Origin of the sequence: Edaphobacter aggregans DSM 19364, assembly GCF_000745965.1 — a bacterium.
Lineage (GTDB): Bacteria > Acidobacteriota > Terriglobia > Terriglobales > Acidobacteriaceae > Edaphobacter > Edaphobacter aggregans.
On the sequence record NZ_JQKI01000001.1, the window covers coordinates 443,613 to 463,454 of the forward strand.

The following is a 19,842-nucleotide window of genomic DNA, read 5'->3' on the forward strand; positions in this document are numbered from 1 at the left end:
CCTTTGGACGCGGCCGCCCCTTCGTGCGACTCTGCACCTCCCTAAGGAGTAGCTCTATGAAGAACCGATTTAGACGTCCTCTGATCCTCTCGATGGCTGTTCTGGGAATCAGTGCCTTCACGCCGAACAACTCCTCTGCGCAGTCTGCCGATCTGACATCTGGCCAGTCGGCAAATCGCAGCAGCGGAGCTGTCTTCATCATGACGAACGACGCGGACAAGAATGAGGTGATCGCCTTCGACCGCGCCGCGAACGGATCTCTCACCGAAGCCAATCGTTATAATACCGGCGGCCGCGGCAGCGGAGGCACGACCGATCCGCTGGAGTCGCAGGGCTCGTTGACGTTCAGCCAGGACCACTCGCTCTTGTTTGTGGCCAATGCGGGCAGCGGAACGGTCTCGGTCTTCAAGGTGCTGCGCTCGAATCTTGCTCTGATTGAGAAGGCTCCTTCGGGCGGAAGCCAGCCGGTTGCGGTGGCGCAGTTCAATAATCTCGTCTACGTGCTGAACTCGGGCGGATCGGGAAGCCTGGTCGGATTTCATCTCGGCTTCGGCGGACAGCTTCAGCAGATCAAGAACTCGACGGCTTTCTTGTCGGGCAACGCGACCGGCGGAGCTTCGCTTGCGTTCAGCCCGGACGGGCAGTTTCTGCTCGTGACGGAGCGGGTCGCTAACACGATCGATGCCTTTCGGGTTCAGCCGGATGGGACGCTGGGGCCGATCGTATTGAACGCCAACCCGGCGCCGGGGACCTTCTCGCTGGCGTTTGCTCCGAACGGGAAGGCCGTCGTGTCGGAGACTGGCCCTGCGGGCGGCTCGAACGCTTCGGCGACCTCTTCTTACAGCGTCGGTGCGGATGGCAAGCTGACGGCGGTGAGCCAGAGCGTTCCGGCGTTTGGGAACGGCAACTGCTGGAATGCGATTACGCCGGACGGTACGCGGGTGTACACGTCGAACTCGGCCAGCAGTTCGATCTCGGGATACAACATCGCGAAGGATGGAACGCTGACTCCGATCGGCGCGACAGTGGTGGGCAACAATCCTCCTGGCAGCATCAATCTGGACATCGCGGTCACGGCGGACGGCAGATACCTCTACTCGATTGACTCGGGGAGTGGAAACGTGGGCATCTTCCGCATCGAGCAGGATGGAACGCTGACCAACCTCGGCCAGGCGGGCGATCTTCCGAAGTCGGTCGGGTTCAACGGCATCGCTGCGATCTAGTTTCTTGCGGCTGCATGGATTCTTGCCGCTGCGCCCGTCTCTCCCCTCCGAGACGGGCGCGCTTTTTTTTCGTATGCGACGGGCGCTAGACGTAGGCGATGCAGTCGATGGCGAGGCCGTAGTCGCCGGCGGGGAGGGCGGCGGGTTGGGTGGTGTTGCGCGCGGGGAAGATTGCGCCCCACTTGCGTGATTTGTAGACGGCGTTCATACGGTCGAATTGCTTGATGTCTTCCATGAAGATGTTGACCTTGAGGACCTTTTCGAGCGAGGAGCCGGCGGCGGTGAGGTTCTTTTCGAGCTCGTCGAGGACCCACTTGGTGTTCTCTTCGATGGTGCCGGGCACGCGGCAGCCGATTCCGGAGACGAAGAGGAGGTTGCCGTAGGAGACGACGGAGGTGAAGGGGAACTGCGTCTGGGACTTTCCGGTGGCGTCCTTTTTTGCGAGCTTTGCGGAGGTCTGGGCGGAGGCGGTCTGGATGCTGCTTTGGGTGGCGAGGACTCCGCCGGCTGCTACGGCTGCTTTGGCGGCGTTTTTGAGGATGCCTCTGCGGGTGGGGTTCTGCATGGTGCGTGCTCCTGGCGATGGGGATCAGTGACGCGGAACATGGTACAGAGCTTTGCCTGACGCGCGCATGAGACATCGGACCTAGCGTTGTTGACGCTTGGCGCGGGGGCGGTTTGTGTCTTATGCGGTGGCCGGGTGCGGTTTGTGCTTTGGGGCTTCGATGTTGGGGAGGAAGCCGGTGAGCAGGCCGATGGCGGGGAGCCAGGCGCAGACGTGGTAGACGGTGATGATGCTGGTGGCATCGGCGAGCTTGCCGAGGACGGCGGCTCCGATGCCTCCCATGCCGAAGGCGACTCCGAAGAAGAGGCCGGAGATCATGCCGACGCGGCCGGGGAGGAGCTCCTGCGCGTAGACGAGGATGGCGGAGAAGGCGGAGGCGATGATGAAGCCGATGACGACGGAGAGGACGCCGGTCCAGAAGAGGTTCGCGTAGGGGAGCGCGAGGGTGAAGGGGAGGACTCCGAGGATGGAGATCCAGATGACGAGCTTGCGTCCGTAGCGGTCTCCAGCGGAGCCGCCGATGAGGGTTCCGGCGGCGACGGCGGCGAGGAAGACGAAGAGCATGATCTGCGAGAGCTGGACGGTGGTGTGGAAGCGCTGGATCAGATAGAAGGTGTAGTAGCTGGAGAGGCTGGCGAGGTAGAAGTACTTCGAGAAGATGAGCGCGACGAGGATTGCGATAGAGCCGGCGACACGGGCCCGGGAGAGGTGATGGGTCTGGTGGCGCTCGGGCCGCTTGCTGGCTTCGGCGTGGCGGGCCTTGTACCAGCGGCCGACGCGGAGGAGGATGGCGATTCCGACGATGGCGGGGAGGGCGAACCAGGCCATTCCTTTTTGTCCCAGAGGGAGGACGATGAAGGCGGCGAGGAGGGGGCCGATGGCGGAGCCGGAGTTTCCTCCGACCTGGAAGAAGGACTGGGCGAAGCCATGCTTGCCCCCGGAGGCCATGCGGGCGATGCGGGAGCTTTCGGGGTGGAAGATCGCGGAGCCGATGCCGATGAGGCAGGAGGCGAAGAGCAGCCAATGGAACGTTGGGGCGACGGCGAGCAGGAGCAGGCCGATGAGGGTGAAGGTCATCCCGGTGGCGAGGGCGTAGGGCTTGGGGTAGTTGTCGGTGTACTGGCCGATGACGGGTTGCAGGAGCGAGGCGACGACCTGGTAGGTGAGGGTGAGGAGGCCGAGATGGGTGAAGTCGAGGTGGAACTCGGTTTTGAGGATGGGATAGATGGCCGGGAGCAGCGACTGCACCATATCGTTGAGGAGGTGGCAGAAGCTGATGGCGGCGAGGACGCGGAAGAGGGTCTTCGAGGCCGCTTTGAGGGGCTCGGGCGTGATGACGGGCCCGGCGGTTTCGAGTGCTGTCTGGCTCATCTTCCTCCCCCTCCCGGTATTTTGTGCAAGGTCTTCATCCGAGATACTTTAGGTTGGTACTTTGGGTGCAAAGTATTGAAAATACGGGGTATTTTCGGTGCAAAATCTTGATGGGGAAAGAGTTAGAGCCGGGTTTGGGGCCCGGCCCTTCTTTTTCCGATCTACTTCTATTGTAGCGAATTGAGGGAAATTGAAATGACAGTGTGGGTGGGTTTATTTGTTGGGAAGTAAGGGGTTTGTTTTGTTTCGGTTGGGTGGGGTGGGGTCTTGAGGAGTTGAGGGGTTGACACGGTTTGGGCTTCCTCGGGATTTGGGGTCGCTGCGCCCTTCGGGCTTCGCTCCGGCCTACGGCAGTGCGGTTGCGCCTTCGGGGCGCGGCTGATAGATGCCCGGGCTAAAGCCCGGGCCTACCTCAGAAGCACCGGCAAGAGCAACGGCAACAGCAACAGCAACAGCAACAGCAACAGCAACAGCAAATGCAAATGCAAATGCAAATGCAACAGCAAATGCAACGGCAACAGCAAATGCAACGGCAACGGCAACAACAAATGCAAATGCGGGGGGTCTTCGCTTCGCTCAGAATGACGGGCAAGGGCAAGGGCAAGGGCAAGGGCAAGGGCAAGGGCAAGGGCAAGGGCAAGGGCAAAGGCAAAGGCAAAAGCAAAAGCAAGGGCAAAGGGCAACGGCAAGCCAACGCAACGGCAGAAATACAGGGTTCTCTCCACTGCGCGCTTCGCGCTTCGGTGGAGATGACGTTTTCTTTGGCGTGTGGCGCTTCGGTGGAGATGACGTATTCCAGGGAAGGCCTGGGATTGCGGGGGTCAGGAGAGCTGGGCTAGTTTTTCTGGGGCGAGGATGGTGATGGAGGTTCCGTGGATGTGGATGAGGTTTTCGCGCTGGAGGCGGCTGAGGACGCGGGTGACGGTCTCGCGGGAGGTTCCGGCGAGGCTGGCGAGCTCTTCGTGGGTGAGGGCCATGGTGAACTTGATCTCCGGTTTGCCGCAGCAGGCGCTGCGGCCCCACTGGAGAAGGACGGAGGCGAGGCGTCCGGCGGCTGAGGGGGAGAGGGCGAGGCGGCGGGCTTCGTCGAAGGCGGCTTTGTACTCGTCGGAGAGAGAGCGAGTGGCGTGCATGCTGGCTTCGCCGTGGCGCTCGAGGAAGGCGATGAAGTCGTCACGGCGGATGTTTTTGACGAGGGTGGGCTGGATGGCCTCGGCGGTGACCTCGTAGGGGCTTCCGGCGATGGCGGCTCCGAGGCCGAGGACGTCGCCTGGGCCGGCGATCTTGAGGATGAGGGTCTTGCCCTCGGCGGAGGTGCAGGAGAGCTTGACCTGGCCGTCGCAGAGGACGGCGACGTGGTCGCTGGGGTCCTCTTCCTGAAAGAAGATGGCACCTTTGGGGAGGCGCCATTGCACACCGATGGAGTCAAGGTCGTAGAGCTGCTCGGGTGAGAGGTTGCAGAACATCCGCAGGGAGCGGTACTCACAGCTGGCGCAGCTGGAGGAGGCGCGGCGCGGTTGGCGTTCGAGACCCATGGCAACTCCGGCTAAACCGGCGGTGCCAACCATTATCTCCTGTTGGGGCGTGTTAGGGGGAGCTTCCGGGCCTCCTCGACCAATAGTTGCTAACCGGTGCAGATGGTGAGGACGGGGCAGGGCGCCTGGCGGATGACGTCTTCGACGACGCCGTCCCAGAATCGGCTGAGGAATGGGGAGTTGCGATGCGCGCCGAGGACGATGAGGTCGGTCTGGTTGGCTCTGGCGAGGCGGAGGATCTCGCGGTCGACGTTGCCGAAGAGGGCGGAGGACTTGGGGGAGCACCAGGTGTAGCTGGCTTCGGGGATGAGGCGCGCGAGGGCGTACTCGGCGCGCGCGTGCTGTCGGAAGGCGTCGGCGAAGAACTCGGCGTGGTCTTCGATGACGTGGCAGATGCGGACGTTGGCGATGGTCTTTTTGGCAAAGGCGAGGGCGACGGAGGCTTTTTCGACGGCGTCGTGCTTGAGGTCTGTGGCGAAGACGATGGAGCGGAAGGCGAGGTCGACGGGGTCGGGGTCGGCGTTGGGGCCGATGGTGAGGACGGGGCACCTGGCGCTGTGAATGATGCCTTTGGAGCAGGAGCCGAGGATGAGCTTGCTGAGGCCGTGGCGCGCGTGGGTTCCGACGATGATGAGGTCGGCGTCGAGTTTGTGCGAGAGATCGACGATGGCGCTGGTGGGGTTGTGGGCTTCGAGGGTCTTGCCCTGCGCGGTGACGCCTTCCATGCCGAGATCGAAGAGGGTGCGCTTTATGTTCTCGGCGCTGTCGTGGCGCAGCTTGTCGAGAGGGAGTCCGACGATGGCGTCGGGGAGCGGTGTTGCGGCGGAGAGGTCGATGACGTGGGCGAGGGTGATTCTGGTGGCGAACTGGTGGGCGAGTGCGCGGGCGTAGGAGAGGGCCTTCTCGGATTCGGGGGTGAAGTCGGTGGCGACGACGATGTTGTCGAGGGTGAGGGCGACTTCGGTCTGGATGACTGGCATGGCGGTACTCCTCTCGCTGGTTCGCGATGCCATTGAGGATAGGACAGCGGTGGGGGATTGGATGTCGGGGCGGTCACGGGTGATTGTGATGGCGGTCACAAGGAGGGGAGCAGGGTCACGGCAGATGCGGCCTGCGGTGAGGATGTTGTACGGGCGTCATCCGGGAAGGGTGACGGATCGAGCCGGGGAGAGGAGCGGGGTGCGGGAGCTTCGCTGGAAGGTCCCACTCATGCGGTGACACTGCATGGGTGGGACATCCGGCGATGGGCTCGATGAGACACCGAGCGACGGTTCAGGAGTTTTCGAAGGGTGAGTTCTGGATCTGATCGTAGAAGTTGCTGCGTTTGTAGTTGCGGAGAAAGTGCGAGCAGATGTCTTCGTTGCAGGTTGCTTCGGCGGTTTGGGTCTTGTGCTCGAATCCACCGAGAAATGCTTTTGCGATGCCCTGCTTGAAGTCGGTGCGCGGGTACTGGGCGACGATTCTGGTGCGGAGGTCTTGTGGGAAGTCGTGATATCCGATGCCGAGGACATCGAGTCCGACCCCGTTATAGAGAAGCTCAACCTCAAGCGGTTTGTAGGGTGCGATGCCGGGAGTGGTATGCAGTGCGATTGCGTCCCATGCGGTCTGAATGCGGGTGCTGGGGACGTTGTGGTGCTCGAGGAACTGGCGAACGGCGTTGGCGCCGTCGACCTCGAAACGATCTGCTTCGCTGCTGAACCTCTTCAAAAGACCGAGATCGTGAAAGGCCGCGCAGATGAAGAGGAGCTCAGAGTCGTAGCTCTGTCCCGACCGGCGTCCCATCTCATCGGCCCAGAAGAAGACGCGATGGGAGTGGTTGAAGAGAAGAGGTGTGCTGAACTCGCGGAGAAGGCCGGTGGCTTCGCGTGTCAGTTTGCTGTCGGGTACTCTTGCCTGGACCTTCTGGTACTGCACCTGGGATGAGGGGAGATGAATTGATACTTTGGGGCGGCGAAACGTAACCGGAGCGTCGGAGCCGACCTCGTTGTTGCACGTGTTGCAGGTCTCGTCGATGAGACTGGATTTCGATGTTTCGTTAGCCATTTTGAGTTCCCTTCCGATACGGTGAAATTCTTGTACCGCATTCCTGAATTGAAGGTAGGGCGATGCGGGAGGGAACGCCACGACGCGGATGCCACAAATCAGGACATCGTGAAGTCTGATCTTGTAGCCTTTTTCCATGCGCAAGGTTGTCATTACTGGCCCTCCTCCCGTGCAGGTGCTCGATGTGGCTGGACCGCTTGAGGTGTTTGCGAGCGTTGCGGGCTACGAGGTGGTGGTGGGTTCGTGGGACGGCAGCAGATCGCTTGCGACCAGCCGCAACGTGGCGTTTACGAATGCTGTTCCGCTGAAGGAGCTGAAGGGACCGATCGACACGCTGGTGGTGGCGGGAGGACCGGGAGCGGAGAGCGGAATCTATGACAGCTCTTACCTCGCGTGGATTGCGGAGGCGGCGGGCTGTTCGCGGCGCGTTGCGGCGATCTGTACGGGTGCGTTTCAACTCGCCGCGGCGGGGCTTCTGGATGCGAAGGAGGCAGTGACGCATTGGGATTTTTGCGACCGGCTGGCGCGCGAGTTTCCGAAGGTGATCGTGAAGCCGGATCCGATCTATCTGCGGGACGGCGCGATTTATACGTCGGCGGGAATTACTGCGGGTATTGATCTATCGATTGCGCTGGTGGAAGAGGACCACGGTCACAAGGTGGCGCTGGAGGTTGCGCGCAAGCTTGTGATGTTTCTGGTTCGTCCGGGAGGGCAGGCGCAGTACAGCCATATGTTGTCGCACCAGGCGTTGAACTCGCAGCCGCTGAGGGAGCTGCATGTGTGGATGCTCGAGCATCTGCGGGAAAATCTTACGGTGGAGAGGCTGGCGGAGCAGATTGGGATGAGTGCTCGCCACTTCACGAGAGTGTGTCTGCGTGAGACAAAGATGAATCCGGGGCAGTTCGTGGATCGAATGCGCGTGGAGGCGGCGCAGCAGATGATCGACAGCTCTTCGATGGGACTGAAGCAGGTTGCGGATGCGTGCGGCTTTCAGTCGGCGGAGTCGATGCGGCGAACGTTTCTTCGCGTGATTGGGATCACTGCCGGGGAGTATACGAGGCGATTCAAGCGAGGCGTTGAGGCTGGCTGAGGCGGTCCTCAATAGGAGGTTTGTGTTGTGCAGCTGGTTTGTGAGAGTGCATCCGGCTATGGCTGCTTGTCGGACATGGAGGGGGGTGGGGCTCCGGTGTCCCAGTGGGTGGGTTGGCTGGTCATGGTGAGGTGGAGTTCGCCGCCGGCCATGAGTTGGTCGTGGGTGAACCAGGAGCGTGTGTAGGGTTTGCCGTTCCAGGTGGCGCTGGCGATGTAGAGGTTGGTGGGTGAGGTGTTCTCGGCGACTACGGAGAAGGTCTTGCCGTTGGCGAGGGTGAGGGTGGAGCGGGGGAAAGTAGGGGAGCCGATGAGGTAGACGTTCTGCGCGGCTACGGGGAAGAAGCCCATCTGGTTGAAGACGAGGAAGGAGCCCATGGCTCCGGAGTCGTCGTTGCCGGGGAGGCCGGCGAGGCCGGTGTGGTAGCTCTTGGGCAATATGGTGCGGATGGTTTTGGCGGTGCTCGATTGTTCGCCGATCCAGTTGTAGAGGTAAGGCGAGAGGAAGCCGGGCTCGTTGCCTACGTCGTAGCGGTAGCGGCTGTGCTGGCTGTTGGGATCGAAGACGGGAGCGAAGAAGAGGTCGAGGCGCTTTTTGAAGAGGTCCTTGCCGCCGATCTGCGCGATAAGGGAGCGGATGTCCTGGGGGACGTAGAGGGAGTAGGTCCAGGTTCCGGCCTCGTAGAAGTTGTCTTGATACCACGTGCCGACGAGGTGGGGGTTGAAGGGCTCTTTCCAGGAGCCGTCGTCGTGCTTCATCCAGATGAAGCCGGTGATGTCGCCGTCTTCGGTGTGGTCGACGGCGTCGGCGCGCCAGAGTTTTTTCCAGTTGCTGGCGCGGTCGGAGAAGAGTTTTGCGTCGGCGGTGTGGCCGAGGCCGCGGGCCATGACGGCGACGGCGTAGTCGTTGGCGTAGTACTCCATGGAGCGGGAGCCGGGACGGTCGGGGCCGCCGATGGGGTCGCTGTTCTCGATGGAGAGGTAGCCGAGGGATTTGTAGTCAGCCATGTCGCCGCGGCCGAAGCGCATGGGCTCGGGGGAGTCGGCGCCGGCGTCGTAGCGGAGGGCTTTGTAGACGCGCTCCCAGTCGAGGCCGGGGAGGTGCTTGACGTAGGCGTCGGCGAACATCATCTCGGCGTCGGAGCCGCCCTGGGTTCGGCCGGAGTAGTTTCCGGCGCGGCCGTCGGGGAAGAAGCCGTCGTGGTCCTGGATGTCCATGAGCGCCTGAAGGATTTCAGTCACGCGCTGCGGGGCTACGAGGGTGAGGAGCGGGGTGGAGGAGCGGAAGGTGTCCCAGATGCAGTAGAAGTCGTCGTAGGTGGGGGCGGTGGATTGCCAGAGGGGGTTTTCGCCGGTGCGATCGACGGGCATCAACATCGAGTGATAGAGGCCGGTGGAGAACTGCTGGCGTTCGTCGGGCGTGCCTCCGGTGATCTTGATGGTGGAGAGCTCTTTGTTCCATGCGGCGACTGCGGCTTTGCGGGTGGCGTCGAAGTCGAAGCCGGGGACTTCGGTGAGGGCGTTTTGTTTGGCTTGTTCGATGGAGATGAAGGAGAGGCCGATCTTAAAGGTGACGGGCTTTGCGCCGGGGGCGAAGGTGAGGTAGGCCCCGGTGCTCACGAAAGGCGCGGGGTGCGGCATGGTGACGAGCGTGTAGGGCATGGAGTAGCGGGCGCGCTTGCTGCCGGGGACAGGGGCTTTGCCGTCCTCCCATGTGCCGCTGGAGATGGCGGGGGTGTCGGCGATGAGGTAGAAGAAGACGCGCATGGGGACGGTCTGGATGTTCCAGCCCATGACGGAGGACTGGACGCCGGCGATCTCGGTGGGGGAGAGGATGTGTACGTCGGTCGAGTAGAGGACCTGGCCCTCGTTGTAGCGATGAGGTGAGTCGTGGATCTTCATCAGCATGTGGCCGACGTCGAGGAGGAGGGTGCGGTCTTTGCCTTCGGGATATGTGAAGCGGTAGACGGGCGTGCGGCGGGCGGTGGTTAGTTCAGCCTTGATGCCGGACGCGGCGAGCTTCACGGAGTAATAGCCGACCTCGGCGTGCTCGTCGGCGCGGGGCGAGGAGGCGTGGGTGGGGTCGGCGGGGCCGAGTTGGGGCTGGACGAGAATGTTGCCGTACTTGGGGCCGCCGCCGGTTCCGGAGACGTGGAGTTGGGAGAAGCCGTGGAGGTCGCCGTGGGCCTCCCATCCGGCGTTGCTCTCGTTGGTGCCGTAGTCGGGGCCGGGCTTGGCCATGCCGAAGGGGAGGGTGGGGCCGACGAAGACGTTTCCGCCCTTGTCGGCGCCGAGCATGGGGTCGATGTCGGAGGCGGTCTGGGCGTAAAGGGGGGCGTGGAGGAACGGGGCCGTGGCGAGCGTGAGGAGGGATGCAGCGCGCAGGAAGAGATTTGGCATACGCTTGCCAATCTAAATCTTTCTTCAGCGCTAACGTGTGAATGATTTTTAGGACGGCTGTCGGTTTTAGTGCACCTGGGCCTGACCTTGAGCTTCGTGGCCTTGCGATTTGGTACTTTGCGCTTCGGTGATTTGCACTTCGGGAGTGCGGTCGAGGTGTTTGATGAGCAGGACTTCGTTGCCGATCTCGTTGTAGAGGAGTTCGTCGACGGTCCCTTTGGCGAGGAGGAGTCCGAAGCCGCCGGGGCGGAGGCCCTCCTCTTCGCGTTTTTGGATGTGTTCGATGGGATCGGAGCCGGGTTGGGCGATGATGTTGGGGCTGAGGGATTCCTGACGGAAACCGGAGCCTGGGTCGCGGACGTAGAAGACGAAGGCGCGGCTGGTGCGGATGGCGGTGACGTCGATCCTCTGCTGGGAGTTGAACGCGGCGCCGTGCTCGATGGCGTTGAGGAGTATCTCGCGGAGTCCGTGGAGGAGCTCCTGGCGCATGTCTTCCTCCATCTGGGTGCTGAGCTCGCGGGCGAAGGTCATGAGGCGCTCGGCGGTGAGGATCTGGCAGTTGGCGCGGACGGAGACCCAGCCGGGGCGGGCGGAGAGGACCTGAATGTCGTCCTCCCGGGGGTCGCTGGAGGCGGCGTCGCGGGCGATGGCGGCGATGGATTCGGGGTCGAAGGGGGCGGTGAAGCAGGCGAAGACGTGGGCGCGGAGTGCGGCGATGACCTCGTCGGGCGTGCTGCTGGGGGCGAGGGAGATGCACTTGATGGCGGGCCGGATGTGGCGCATCTCGTCGAGCAGGGCGAGGTCTTCTTCGAGGGTGGTGCCGGGGCTGGTGATGGCGATGGCGAAGGACTGCATGCGCATGCGCTGCAGAGCGCCGACGGGACCGGCTGCATATTCGATGGGGAGACCGGAGGCGGCGAGGATGTCTCCGATGGAGTGGGTGACGGGGTTGTCGCTACCGATGACGAGGATACGGCTCATTGGTGAGGCTCCTGGCGCGTGAAGTGGGTGGTCCTGTTTCCGTGCTGGAGAAGGCCTGGGGAAGATGATAGCCGATGGCGGCGGGTAATAGGTCGAATGACTGCGGCGGGTTTGCGGGGAGGAGGGTATGGTGGGGGGACTGCCAGTATTTTTGCGAGGTCGGGTGTTGAGGATGCGTGCTGTTGTGGCTGTTGTGGTGTTGTGTTCGATGCCTTTGTTGGCGCAGAGCCGGAGTGCTCAGAGCAGGACCGAACAGGACAAGGTGGTTCATCTGAACCAGATTCAGGTGGTGGGGACGCACAACAGCTACAACATGGGGTTTGCTCCGAGCGAGGGGAAGTACTTTGAGGAGCACTACGCGAAGGCGTATCACGGGCTGGAGTATCACCACCAGACGCTGACCGAGCAGTTGAACGCGGGCGTGCGGCAGCTGGAGCTGGACATCGTGCAGGACCCCGCGGGCGGGAGGTTTGCGCACCCGAAGATCGTGGAGCTGACGAAGGAGGCGGGGCTGCCGGCGGATACGGAGTTCGATCCGAAGCACGAATGGATGAAGCCGGGGTTCAAGACGCTGCACCTGGGGGATCTGAATCAGCGGAGCAGCTGCGTTCTGTTTACGGAGTGCCTGAAGGAGGTGCGCGCGTGGTCGAAGGCGCACAAGGGGCATGTTCCGGTGTTCTTTCTGATCGAGGACAAGCAGGGGAGGGTGAGCCAGCTTCCGGGAGCGGTGACGGCGGAGCCGTGGACGGCTCCGACGTGGGATGCGATGGACGCGGAGATACGGTCGGTGTTCCGGGAGAGCGAGATTGTTACTCCGGATAAGGTGCGCGGGGGCGCGGCGACGCTGGAGGAGGCGGTGCTGGCGGGGAGGTGGCCGACGCTGGCCGACGCTCGGGGCAAGGTGGTGTTTCTGCTGTACAACAGGAAGTCGGCTCCGGGGTATCTGGAGGGCCACGCGATGATGAAGGGGCGCGTGCTGTTTGTGAACGGGCGGCCGGGTGGGCCGGAGGCTGGGTTTGTTGAACAGGATCAGGGTAAGGCGGATGAGATTGCTGCGCTGGTGAAGAAGGGCTACCTGGTACGGACGCGCGCGGACTTCAACACGGATCAGGGACGGACGAACGATACGGCTCGGAGGGACGAGACGCTGAAGAGCGGGGCGCAGATGGTGAGCACGGATTTTCCCGTGAGCGAGCCTGCGAAGTGGACGGGGTATATAGTGGGGTTGCCGGGTGGGGTGGCGGCGCGGTGCAATCCGGTGAATGCTCCGACGGGTTGTGTGGATGGGCTGGTGGAGGGGAAGGGAAAGTAGCGCAAAGCTTGCTGCACTTCTTTTAATTACTCCATTTGGGGAGTTTGAGGGCTTTAGAGTCTGTCGATTGCATCTAACAGGATGTGAAGGCGAGGTGGGATGAATACAGGTGAGGTAGTGCGAGCATGGGGGAGGATTCTCTCCGGCTATAAGCCCTCGCTTTCGATTGAGATCACAAAGGAGTGTCCGCTGCGTTGCCCTGGGTGCTATGCGTTTGACGCGGCGCACCTGGGCGGCGAGGGGAGTCTACGCGAGCTCTCGGACTTCAAGGGCGATGAGCTGGTGGGAAAGATTCTGGCGATCGTGGATGCGGAGAAGCCGCTGCACGTGTCGCTGGTGGGAGGCGATCCGCTGGTGCGGTATCGCGAGGTGGAGCGGCTGCTGCCGGAGCTGGAAGCACGCGGCGTGCATACGCAGGTGGTGACCAGCGCGTTTCGTACGATTCCGGCGGAGTGGAGCAGGTTTAAGCGGCTGAATGTCGTGGTGTCGATCGATGGCTTGCAGCCGGAGCATGACGAGCGGCGAAAGCCGGCGACGTATGAGCGGATTCTGAAGAGCATCGCGGGGGCGAAGGTGACGATTCACTCGACGATTACGGGGCAGATTGCGGCGCGCCCTGGATACATCGAGGAGTTTGTGCGTTTCTGGAGCGAGAGGCCGGAGATCAATAAGATTTGGTTCAGCCTGTTTACTCCGCAGGTGGGAGCGACGGGCGAGGAGCTGCTGACGGCGGAGCAGAGGCGCTTTGTGGTGGAGGACCTGCGGCGGCTGCGGCTGCTGTATCCGATTCTGGATATGCATGAGTCGCTGATCAACGAGATGCTGACTCCACCGCGGAGCCCGGAGGCGTGCGTCTTTGCGCGGACGACGCATACGATCTCGGCGGATCTGAAGACGAAGATTACGCCGTGCCAATTCGGGGGTGAGCCGGACTGCTCGCAGTGCGGGTGCATCGCGTCGATGGGGCTGGCGGCGGTGGGGAACCATCGCGTGCTGGGGCCGCTGACGGCGGGGCAAATCTTCTTTGCGTCGGACCGGGTGGGGGAGATGTGGCGAAGGATGAAGAAGCCGTTCGCGGGGACGAGCGAGAAGCAGGAAGAGGCGGCGGTGTTTACGATTCTCGAGGGATGAGTCTGGACCGTTCCAATTGATTTTCTCGAGCGTGAGGACGAGGATTCCTTCAACAGAATGGTTGGAGCTTCGCTCGAATGATCCCACTCATGCCGCGATGATCCGCGTCCTGAATGGGGCACCCGTCGATGGATGTTGAGGGGTGGGTGAGGGATTAGAGCGTGGCGATGCTGAGTTTTGTGTCGGCGTGCTTCCAGGCTTCTTTGAAGCTGGCTTCTGACTTTGCGGCTTCGGCGGTCTTCTTCTGTGCGAGCTGAGCCTGCCATAGGCCGTAGAGGGCGCGGCCGCTGCCTGGGTCGATTTCGAGCTCGCGGGCGAAGACGGCCTCGGCTTCGGCGGGCTGATGGTTGCGGAGATAGGCTCCGCCGAGAGATTCGCGGACGGGGTAGTACCAGTCGGCGGGCTCGTTATAGGTGAAGGAGTCGTTGAGGGCGACGGCCTTCTGCCAGACGGCGATGGCCTGGGGGAGCTTGCCCTGCGCTTCGAGGATGCGGGCGTCGAGCACGTCGAGAGCTAGCTGGAAGGCAGACTTTGCGGGATTGAGAAAGTCGGGGATGGCGTCGGCGGGGAGCGTGTTGAGGTGCTGGGCGAGTAAGTCGCGCTCTTTTTTGGCTTCGTCGAGCTTGTGTTGCGCGGCGAAGGCGTTGCCGCGGGCGTAGTGCCAGAAGGCGGTGAGGGTCTTGAGGCGCGGCTCGGGCATGGGCGAGGCGAGGATGGTGGACCACTGGTGGAAGCGGACGAGCATCCAGGGTTGGGTTGGGGTGAACCACTCGGTCTCGGGGTGCTCTTTGGTTGCGGGAAGAACCTTTGCGACGAGTTCTGCCGAGGCCTTCTGGGTGCAGGCGTTGTCGCCTTCCATGGCGCAGGCAGCGGCGAGGAAGTGGATGTTGTGAACGTAGTACATGTTGTAGTACATGTTCGTGACCTGCTCGATGTGCTGCGACTGGAAGTAGGCCTGGTCAGCGGCGACGGCGCGCTTGTTGGCGAGCTCGGAGCCCTTGAAGTTGCCGGTGCGCTGATAGGTGTGCGCGGGCATGTGGACGAGATGGCCGGCTGCGGGCGTGGCGTCTTCGAGGAACTTTGCTGAGGCGAGCGCGATCTCCGGGTTGGGCGAGGACTCGGTGGCGTGGATGAAGAGATGGTTGGCGCCGACGTGGCTCGGGTCCTTCTTCAGGACGGCCCGGAGCGTGGAGAGGATCTCGTTGGTGTGCGGAGCGGGGGAGCCGTCGGGATTCCAGAGCTTCCACGGGTTGAGGTCCATGAGCGCCTCGGCGTAGAGGGTCGCGGCGTCGAGGTCGTTGGGGTACTTTGCGGCGAGGGACTTCATCGCTTCGGCGTACTCGGGGCCGCGGACGACGATTTTGTCGCCGGTGCCGGTGTAGCGCGTGGAGAGAGCGGCGATGTAGTCACGCTCGACGGGTGTTTTGGCGAGTGGCTTCGCTTTGGACAGAGCGTCGATGGCCTGCTGGGCGCGCTGATGGCCGATGTCGATGTCGTTGTAGTTGGGGCCGACGGCGAGGGCGACTCCCCAGAGCGGCATGGCGGCGGCGGGGTCGAGGGTAGCAGCTCGCTGGAAGGAGCGGCGGGCTTCGTCGTGGTTGAAGGCCCAGATGTAGTCGAGCCCTTGGTTGAAGTATTTCTGCGCCTCGGGGCCTGAGGTGCGTATGGTGTGGCTGGAGTTGCCGAGTCCTTGGATGAGGGGGACGGGACGATGGTCGTCGTGCGACATCTGCATGGTGCTCTGGGCAAGCAGGGATGAGGAGAGGAGAAGTGCGGCGAGCGGGAGGGAGACGGGGGCCTTCATGAGCGTCCTCAAGGACTTCGGCGGCTTGCAGCAGTTCCATTGTGCAGCAAAAAAATGGGCAACGGGTGGAAGTAGAGTGCTGAAAAAGTGCCGGGCTGGCGGCTCTGAATGGGCTGCAAAACTAGTGGTTTCCCCAGTTGTGGTGAATTTGCGGGTAGTGGAGACTGAGGGGACGCAAGAGCGAGAGTACGGGCACATCGGGTTGGGGTCTGACCGGAGACGATGCAGGCAATGAAACGAGCTGGCTCGCTGGATCCGTCCATTGGATCGAAGTGTTTGCGGACTCGAGGGCCATCAACGCAAATCCAAGCGAGGTGTTTCGATGAGCCGGTCAACCAGCTTCTTCGGTAGAACGTATTTGCGAGTCTTATGGCTTGGGCTGCAGCTGTTCGTCGTTGGGACGATGGTGTTGGCGCAGACCAAAGCGGCTCCTCCTCCGGTGATGCATCCGACGGAGGCGGACCGGAAGACTCTGCCGATCAAGCAGCCTGTGCCGGCTACGATTACCACGCTCGATGCGCGGCAGGCGAAGCTTCCCGCACGATTTGATATCACCGCTCCGCAGGGTGCGCCGAATGTGCTGATCATCCTGATCGACGACATGGGGTTCGGGCAGTCGAGCGCGTTTGGCGGGCCGATTCATATGCCTACGATTGAGCAGCTGGCTGCGAATGGGCTTCGCTATAACAACTTTCATACGACGGCGCTGTGTTCGCCGACTCGGGCCGCGTTGATGAGCGGGCGCAATTCTCACATGGTGAACATGGGCGCGATCGCGGAGATTGCGACATCGTTTCCGGGCAACACCGGCATGACGCCGGACTACGCGGCGCCGATTGCGAAGATGCTGCGGTATAACGGCTACTCGACGGCGCAGTTTGGCAAGAACCATGAGACGGCTACGTGGGAGATAAGTCCTTCGGGACCGACGGATCGGTGGCCTACGCGGCAGGGCTTCGACAAGTTTTATGGCTTTATGGGCGGCGAGACGAACCAGTGGGATCCGAGTGTTTATGAGGACTTGACGAAGATTGAGGTCCCGCACACACCGGGCTATCACTTCATGAACGACATGACGAATCATGCGATCTCGTGGATCCAGTATGAGAAGTCGCTGACTCCGGACAAGCCGTTCTTTATCTACTTTGCCCCGGGCGCGACGCATGCTCCGCATCATGTGCCGAAGGAGTGGTCGGATAAGTACAAGGGAAAGTTTGACCAGGGGTGGGACAAGCTGCGCGAGGAGACGCTGGCGCGGCAGATTCAGCTGGGCGTGGTGCCTGCGGGGACGAAGCTCGCTCCGAAGCCTGAGTTCATCAAGGACTGGGACACGTTATCGCCGGATGAGAAGAAGCTGTTCGCTCGCGAGATGGAGATCTTCGCGGGCTTCGGAGAGTATACGGATCACGAGATTGGCCGCATGATTGATGCGATCAAGGACATGGGCCAGCTGGACAATACGTTGATCTTCTACATCGTCGGGGATAACGGAGCGAGCGCGGAGGGCGGCGCGAACGGCCTGTTCAACGAGAACACGTACTTCAACGGCGTGAATGAGCAGGTTCCGGAGATTCTGAAGCATCTGGATGAGCTGGGTGGGCCGAAGTCGTATAACCACTATGCTGCGGGGTGGGCGGTTGCGGGCGATACTCCGTTTACGTGGACCAAGCAGGTGGCGTCGAGCTTTGGCGGGACGCGGAATGGGATGGTGGTCTCGTGGCCTCAGGGGATTCAAGCGAAGAACGAGGTGAGGTCGCAGTTCGGGCATGTCATCGATGTTGTTCCTACGGTTCTCGAGGTGGTGAAGGTGCCGCAGCCGAGCGAGGTGGATGGAATCAAGCAGACTCCGATCGAAGGCGTGAGCATGGTGTATACCTTTGCGGATGCGAAGGCTCCGTCGCGGCACACGACGCAGTACTTTGAGATGGCGGGCAATCGCGCGATCTATCACGACGGCTGGCTTGCGGGGACGGTGCATAAGGCTCCGTGGGAGCCGAAGCCGCGCGCGACTCTGGAGAACGACAAGTGGGAGCTGTACCAGGTGACGGATGACTTCAGCCTGACGAAGGATCTTGCGGCGTCGCAGCCGGCGAAGCTGAAGGAGATGCAGGCTCTCTTTATCAAAGAGGCAGTTGCGAATCATGTGCTGCCGATCGACGACCGGACGATCGAGCGGTTCGATTCTGTGACGGCGGGACGGCCTGACCTGATGGGTGACCGGACTGCGCTGACGGTGTACGCAGGGATGAGCGGCATCTCGGAGAACGCCTTCATCAATACGAAGAACACGACGCACACGGTTACGGCGGAGATCGAGGTTCCGAACGGGACGGCGAACGGTGTCGTGATGGCGCAAGGCGGGCGCTTCAGCGGCTGGTCTCTCTACGTGAAGGATGGCAAGCCTGCGTACACGTACAACTGGGTTGGCTTGAAGGAGTTCACGGTCACAGCGACGAAGGCGCTGTCGCCGGGCAAGGCGACGCTGCGGATGGAGTTTGTGCGGGAGGGCGAGAAGCTGGGATCGGGGGGAACGGCCCGCCTGTTTATCAATGGCGAACAAGTGGGTGAAGGAAAAATAGAGAGCACAAACGGAATGCTTGTCGCCCTCGACGAGGGCGCGGATGTCGGAACGGATCTGGGTACGCCGGTGAGCGCGGCGTATGAGAGCCCGTTTGCGTTCAATGGGACGGTGCGCTCGGTAAGGATCAATATCACGCCGTCGCACCTGAGCCCGGAGTCGCAGGCGGAGCTGGATGCGCAGCGGGCGAAGGCGTTGGAGTCGAAGCAGTAGGCTGCGCGCGCCGGACGAGCGCGAAGTATCGATAAAGAAACAGGTTTCTCCACCCCGTTCGAAATGATGCCTCTGCGATTACCCACCGGAAAGCGTTCGAGCTCGAATGATCCCACATCTCAGAATCGAGACCCGTTCGACTTCGCTCAGGGCAGGTTGTGGGGCACCCGATTTCTGGACTAGACAGGGATAGCCTTCGCGGGCTTCGGCTCCATCCAGAGCTTGCCTGCGGCGGCGAGGAGGAGGACGAGGGCGGCGCAGAGGGCGAAGACCTGGCGGACTCCGATGTAATGGGTGAGGAGGCCGGAGAGGATAAGGCCGGCGATCTGGGCGGCGAAGACGATGGACATGAAGGTGGAGCCGACGCGGCCCATCAGCTCGGGCGGGGTGGCCTGCTGGAAGAGGGTCTGCGAGGGCACGATGATTCCGGCGACCGAGAAGCCGATGATGAGATTGCCAAGGACGGTGGACCAGATCTGGGTGAGCGCGGTGAGAAGGATGAGGCCGGCGGCGATTCCGCAGAGGCCGGAGTAGACCTGCAGGGTGTTGGAGAGGCGCTTGCCGAAGGTGTTAAGGCCGTTGATGCCGATGAGCATGCCGAGGCCGATCATGGCGGCGACGACGCCAAAGGCTCGGGTGGAGGCGTGGAGCGAGTCGCGCACGTAGACGGCGATGAGCGGGCCGAAGCAGCCGATGACGAACATTCCCGCGGCCATCGCGAGGATGACGAAGAGCAGAGCCGCGTGATGGAGGATGAAGTCGACGCCCTGCTTCATGTCGAGCCAGATCTGGCCGAGAGTGGAGGTGTTCTGCGGAGCGGCGGCTTGATCGGGAGATTGCGCGGTTGCGGGTCGTGTAGTGGCGACGAAGGTGAGCGAGGCGATGAGCAGAGCGGAGCCGACGAAGCTGGCGGAGTCGAGGAGGTAGCAGCTGGTGGGGCCGAAGGAGGCGACCATGAAGGACGCGATAGCCGGGCCGACGATGCGCATTCCAAACATAACCTGCTGCATGAGAGCGTTGGCGGAGCGGAGGCCGTGGAGTGGGACGGCGGAGCGGATGGCGACTCCCTGGGCGGGCGAGAAGAAGCTGGAGACGACGGAGATGGCGGCGAGGATGGCATAGAAGTGCCAGGGCTGGCGCGCGACGATGAGCAGGAGAACGAGCGCGGCGCGGATGGAGTCGCTTGCAACCATGGTGGGCTTGAGCGGCCAGCGGTCGACGAAGACTCCGGCGAGGATGCCGAGGACGGCGATGGGGAGCATGTAGGCGATCTGCACGCCGGTGACCTGCTGGGCGGTGGCGTGGAGCGAGAAGGTGAGGACTCCGATGACGGCGAAGAGGGCGAGGAAGTCGCCGAAGACGGAGACGATCTGGGCGTACCAGAGACGGCGCAGCATGGGGTAGCCGAGGACGTCGCGCATGGAGAGCGGCGCTGGGAGTTCGGGGTCGATCGGCGGGGCTGCGGGTTGGGCGGTGGTTGTGCTCATCTTATGTAGACGTGTAAAGAGTTGTTGATATTGGATGGTGAGGGCGAGTTTGGGATGCGAATATTCACGGCAGGTGCACTGACTAACAGACGCAAAGATATCCGACGCCC

16 protein-coding genes are annotated in these 19,842 nt (G+C 62.3%); 7 read left to right on the forward strand and 9 right to left on the reverse strand.

Features of this window, described 5'->3' with window-relative positions; genetic code table 11:
• Window positions 1–56: 56 nt before the first annotated feature.
• Complete coding sequence (locus Q363_RS02010; RefSeq protein ID WP_084079855.1) at window positions 57–1,223, forward strand: lactonase family protein; 1,167 nt, start codon at window positions 57–59, stop codon at window positions 1,221–1,223.
• Between the two features lie 85 nt (window positions 1,224–1,308).
• Here the strand turns inward: Q363_RS02010 and Q363_RS02015 are convergent, their stop codons facing one another.
• The gene (locus Q363_RS02015) at window positions 1,309–1,788 is read right to left on the reverse strand and encodes a RidA family protein (protein WP_035347400.1); all 480 of its coding nucleotides are present in this window, start codon (window positions 1,786–1,788) and stop codon (window positions 1,309–1,311) included.
• Window positions 1,789–1,908: 120 nt separating this feature from the next.
• Window positions 1,909–3,159, reverse strand: a complete 1,251-nt coding sequence (locus tag Q363_RS02020; RefSeq protein WP_051978237.1) for an MFS transporter — start codon at window positions 3,157–3,159, stop codon at window positions 1,909–1,911.
• 476 nt (window positions 3,160–3,635) lie between these two features.
• On the opposite strand from Q363_RS02020, the gene Q363_RS40000 reads away from it, so the two are divergent.
• Window positions 3,636–3,998 (forward strand): hypothetical protein, encoded by a 363-nt coding sequence (locus Q363_RS40000; protein WP_035347405.1) that lies wholly within the window; start codon window positions 3,636–3,638, stop codon window positions 3,996–3,998.
• Here the strand turns inward: Q363_RS40000 and Q363_RS02030 are convergent.
• Both Q363_RS02030 and Q363_RS02035 read right to left on the reverse strand, forming a co-directional pair.
• Complete coding sequence (locus Q363_RS02030) at window positions 3,981–4,727, reverse strand: Crp/Fnr family transcriptional regulator (protein WP_245631981.1); 747 nt, start codon at window positions 4,725–4,727, stop codon at window positions 3,981–3,983. The two genes, Q363_RS40000 and Q363_RS02030, sit on opposite strands and share 18 nt — an antisense overlap.
• 56 nt (window positions 4,728–4,783) lie before the next feature.
• Window positions 4,784–5,674 carry a universal stress protein gene (locus Q363_RS02035; protein ID WP_035347407.1) on the reverse strand — a complete coding sequence of 297 codons (891 nt, stop codon included), beginning with the start codon at window positions 5,672–5,674 and terminating at the stop codon, window positions 4,784–4,786.
• On the opposite strand from Q363_RS02035, the gene Q363_RS41945 reads away from it, so the two are divergent.
• On the forward strand, window positions 5,673–5,912 hold the full coding sequence (locus Q363_RS41945; RefSeq protein WP_035347409.1) for a hypothetical protein: 240 nt from the start codon (window positions 5,673–5,675) through the stop codon (window positions 5,910–5,912). The genes Q363_RS02035 and Q363_RS41945 overlap by 2 nt on opposite strands.
• A 54-nt stretch (window positions 5,913–5,966) precedes the next feature.
• Here the strand turns inward: Q363_RS41945 and Q363_RS02045 are convergent, their stop codons facing one another.
• Window positions 5,967–6,737, reverse strand: a complete 771-nt coding sequence (locus Q363_RS02045; RefSeq protein ID WP_084079894.1) for an HD domain-containing protein — start codon at window positions 6,735–6,737, stop codon at window positions 5,967–5,969.
• 136 nt (window positions 6,738–6,873) lie between these two features.
• On the opposite strand from Q363_RS02045, the gene Q363_RS02050 reads away from it, so the two are divergent.
• Window positions 6,874–7,827, forward strand: a complete 954-nt coding sequence (locus tag Q363_RS02050) for a GlxA family transcriptional regulator (RefSeq protein WP_035347411.1) — start codon at window positions 6,874–6,876, stop codon at window positions 7,825–7,827.
• Window positions 7,828–7,883: 56 nt separating this feature from the next.
• Here Q363_RS02050 and Q363_RS02055 read toward each other — a convergent pair whose 3' ends face one another.
• Together Q363_RS02055 and Q363_RS02060 are read right to left on the reverse strand one after the other, a co-directional pair.
• Entirely contained in the window at window positions 7,884–10,226 is a 2,343-nt protein-coding gene (locus Q363_RS02055) for a GH92 family glycosyl hydrolase (protein ID WP_051978238.1), read from the reverse strand.
• Between the two features lie 66 nt (window positions 10,227–10,292).
• Window positions 10,293–11,207 (reverse strand): ATP-binding response regulator, encoded by a 915-nt coding sequence (locus Q363_RS02060; protein WP_035347413.1) that lies wholly within the window; start codon window positions 11,205–11,207, stop codon window positions 10,293–10,295.
• Between the two features lie 172 nt (window positions 11,208–11,379).
• Between Q363_RS02060 and Q363_RS02065 the strand changes: the two genes are divergently transcribed.
• Together Q363_RS02065 and Q363_RS02070 are read left to right on the forward strand one after the other, a co-directional pair.
• Window positions 11,380–12,519, forward strand: a complete 1,140-nt coding sequence (locus Q363_RS02065; RefSeq protein ID WP_035347744.1) for a phosphatidylinositol-specific phospholipase C1-like protein — start codon at window positions 11,380–11,382, stop codon at window positions 12,517–12,519.
• A gap of 99 nt (window positions 12,520–12,618) precedes the next feature.
• Window positions 12,619–13,650 (forward strand): radical SAM protein, encoded by a 1,032-nt coding sequence (locus Q363_RS02070; protein ID WP_035347414.1) that lies wholly within the window; start codon window positions 12,619–12,621, stop codon window positions 13,648–13,650.
• 154 nt (window positions 13,651–13,804) lie between these two features.
• Here the strand turns inward: Q363_RS02070 and Q363_RS02075 are convergent, their stop codons facing one another.
• Window positions 13,805–15,454: a tetratricopeptide repeat protein gene (locus tag Q363_RS02075; RefSeq protein ID WP_035347415.1), complete on the reverse strand. Its 1,650-nt coding sequence runs from the start codon at window positions 15,452–15,454 to the stop codon at window positions 13,805–13,807.
• A gap of 322 nt (window positions 15,455–15,776) precedes the next feature.
• On the opposite strand from Q363_RS02075, the gene Q363_RS02085 reads away from it, so the two are divergent.
• Window positions 15,777–18,245 carry an arylsulfatase gene (locus tag Q363_RS02085; protein ID WP_211256102.1) on the forward strand — a complete coding sequence of 823 codons (2,469 nt, stop codon included), beginning with the start codon at window positions 15,777–15,779 and terminating at the stop codon, window positions 18,243–18,245.
• A 179-nt stretch (window positions 18,246–18,424) separates the two neighbouring features.
• On the opposite strand, the gene Q363_RS02090 is transcribed toward Q363_RS02085, so the two are convergent.
• A complete protein-coding gene (locus tag Q363_RS02090) occupies window positions 18,425–19,732 on the reverse strand; it encodes an MFS transporter (RefSeq protein ID WP_035347418.1) in 1,308 nt (435 codons plus the stop codon).
• Window positions 19,733–19,842 lie beyond the last annotated feature (110 nt).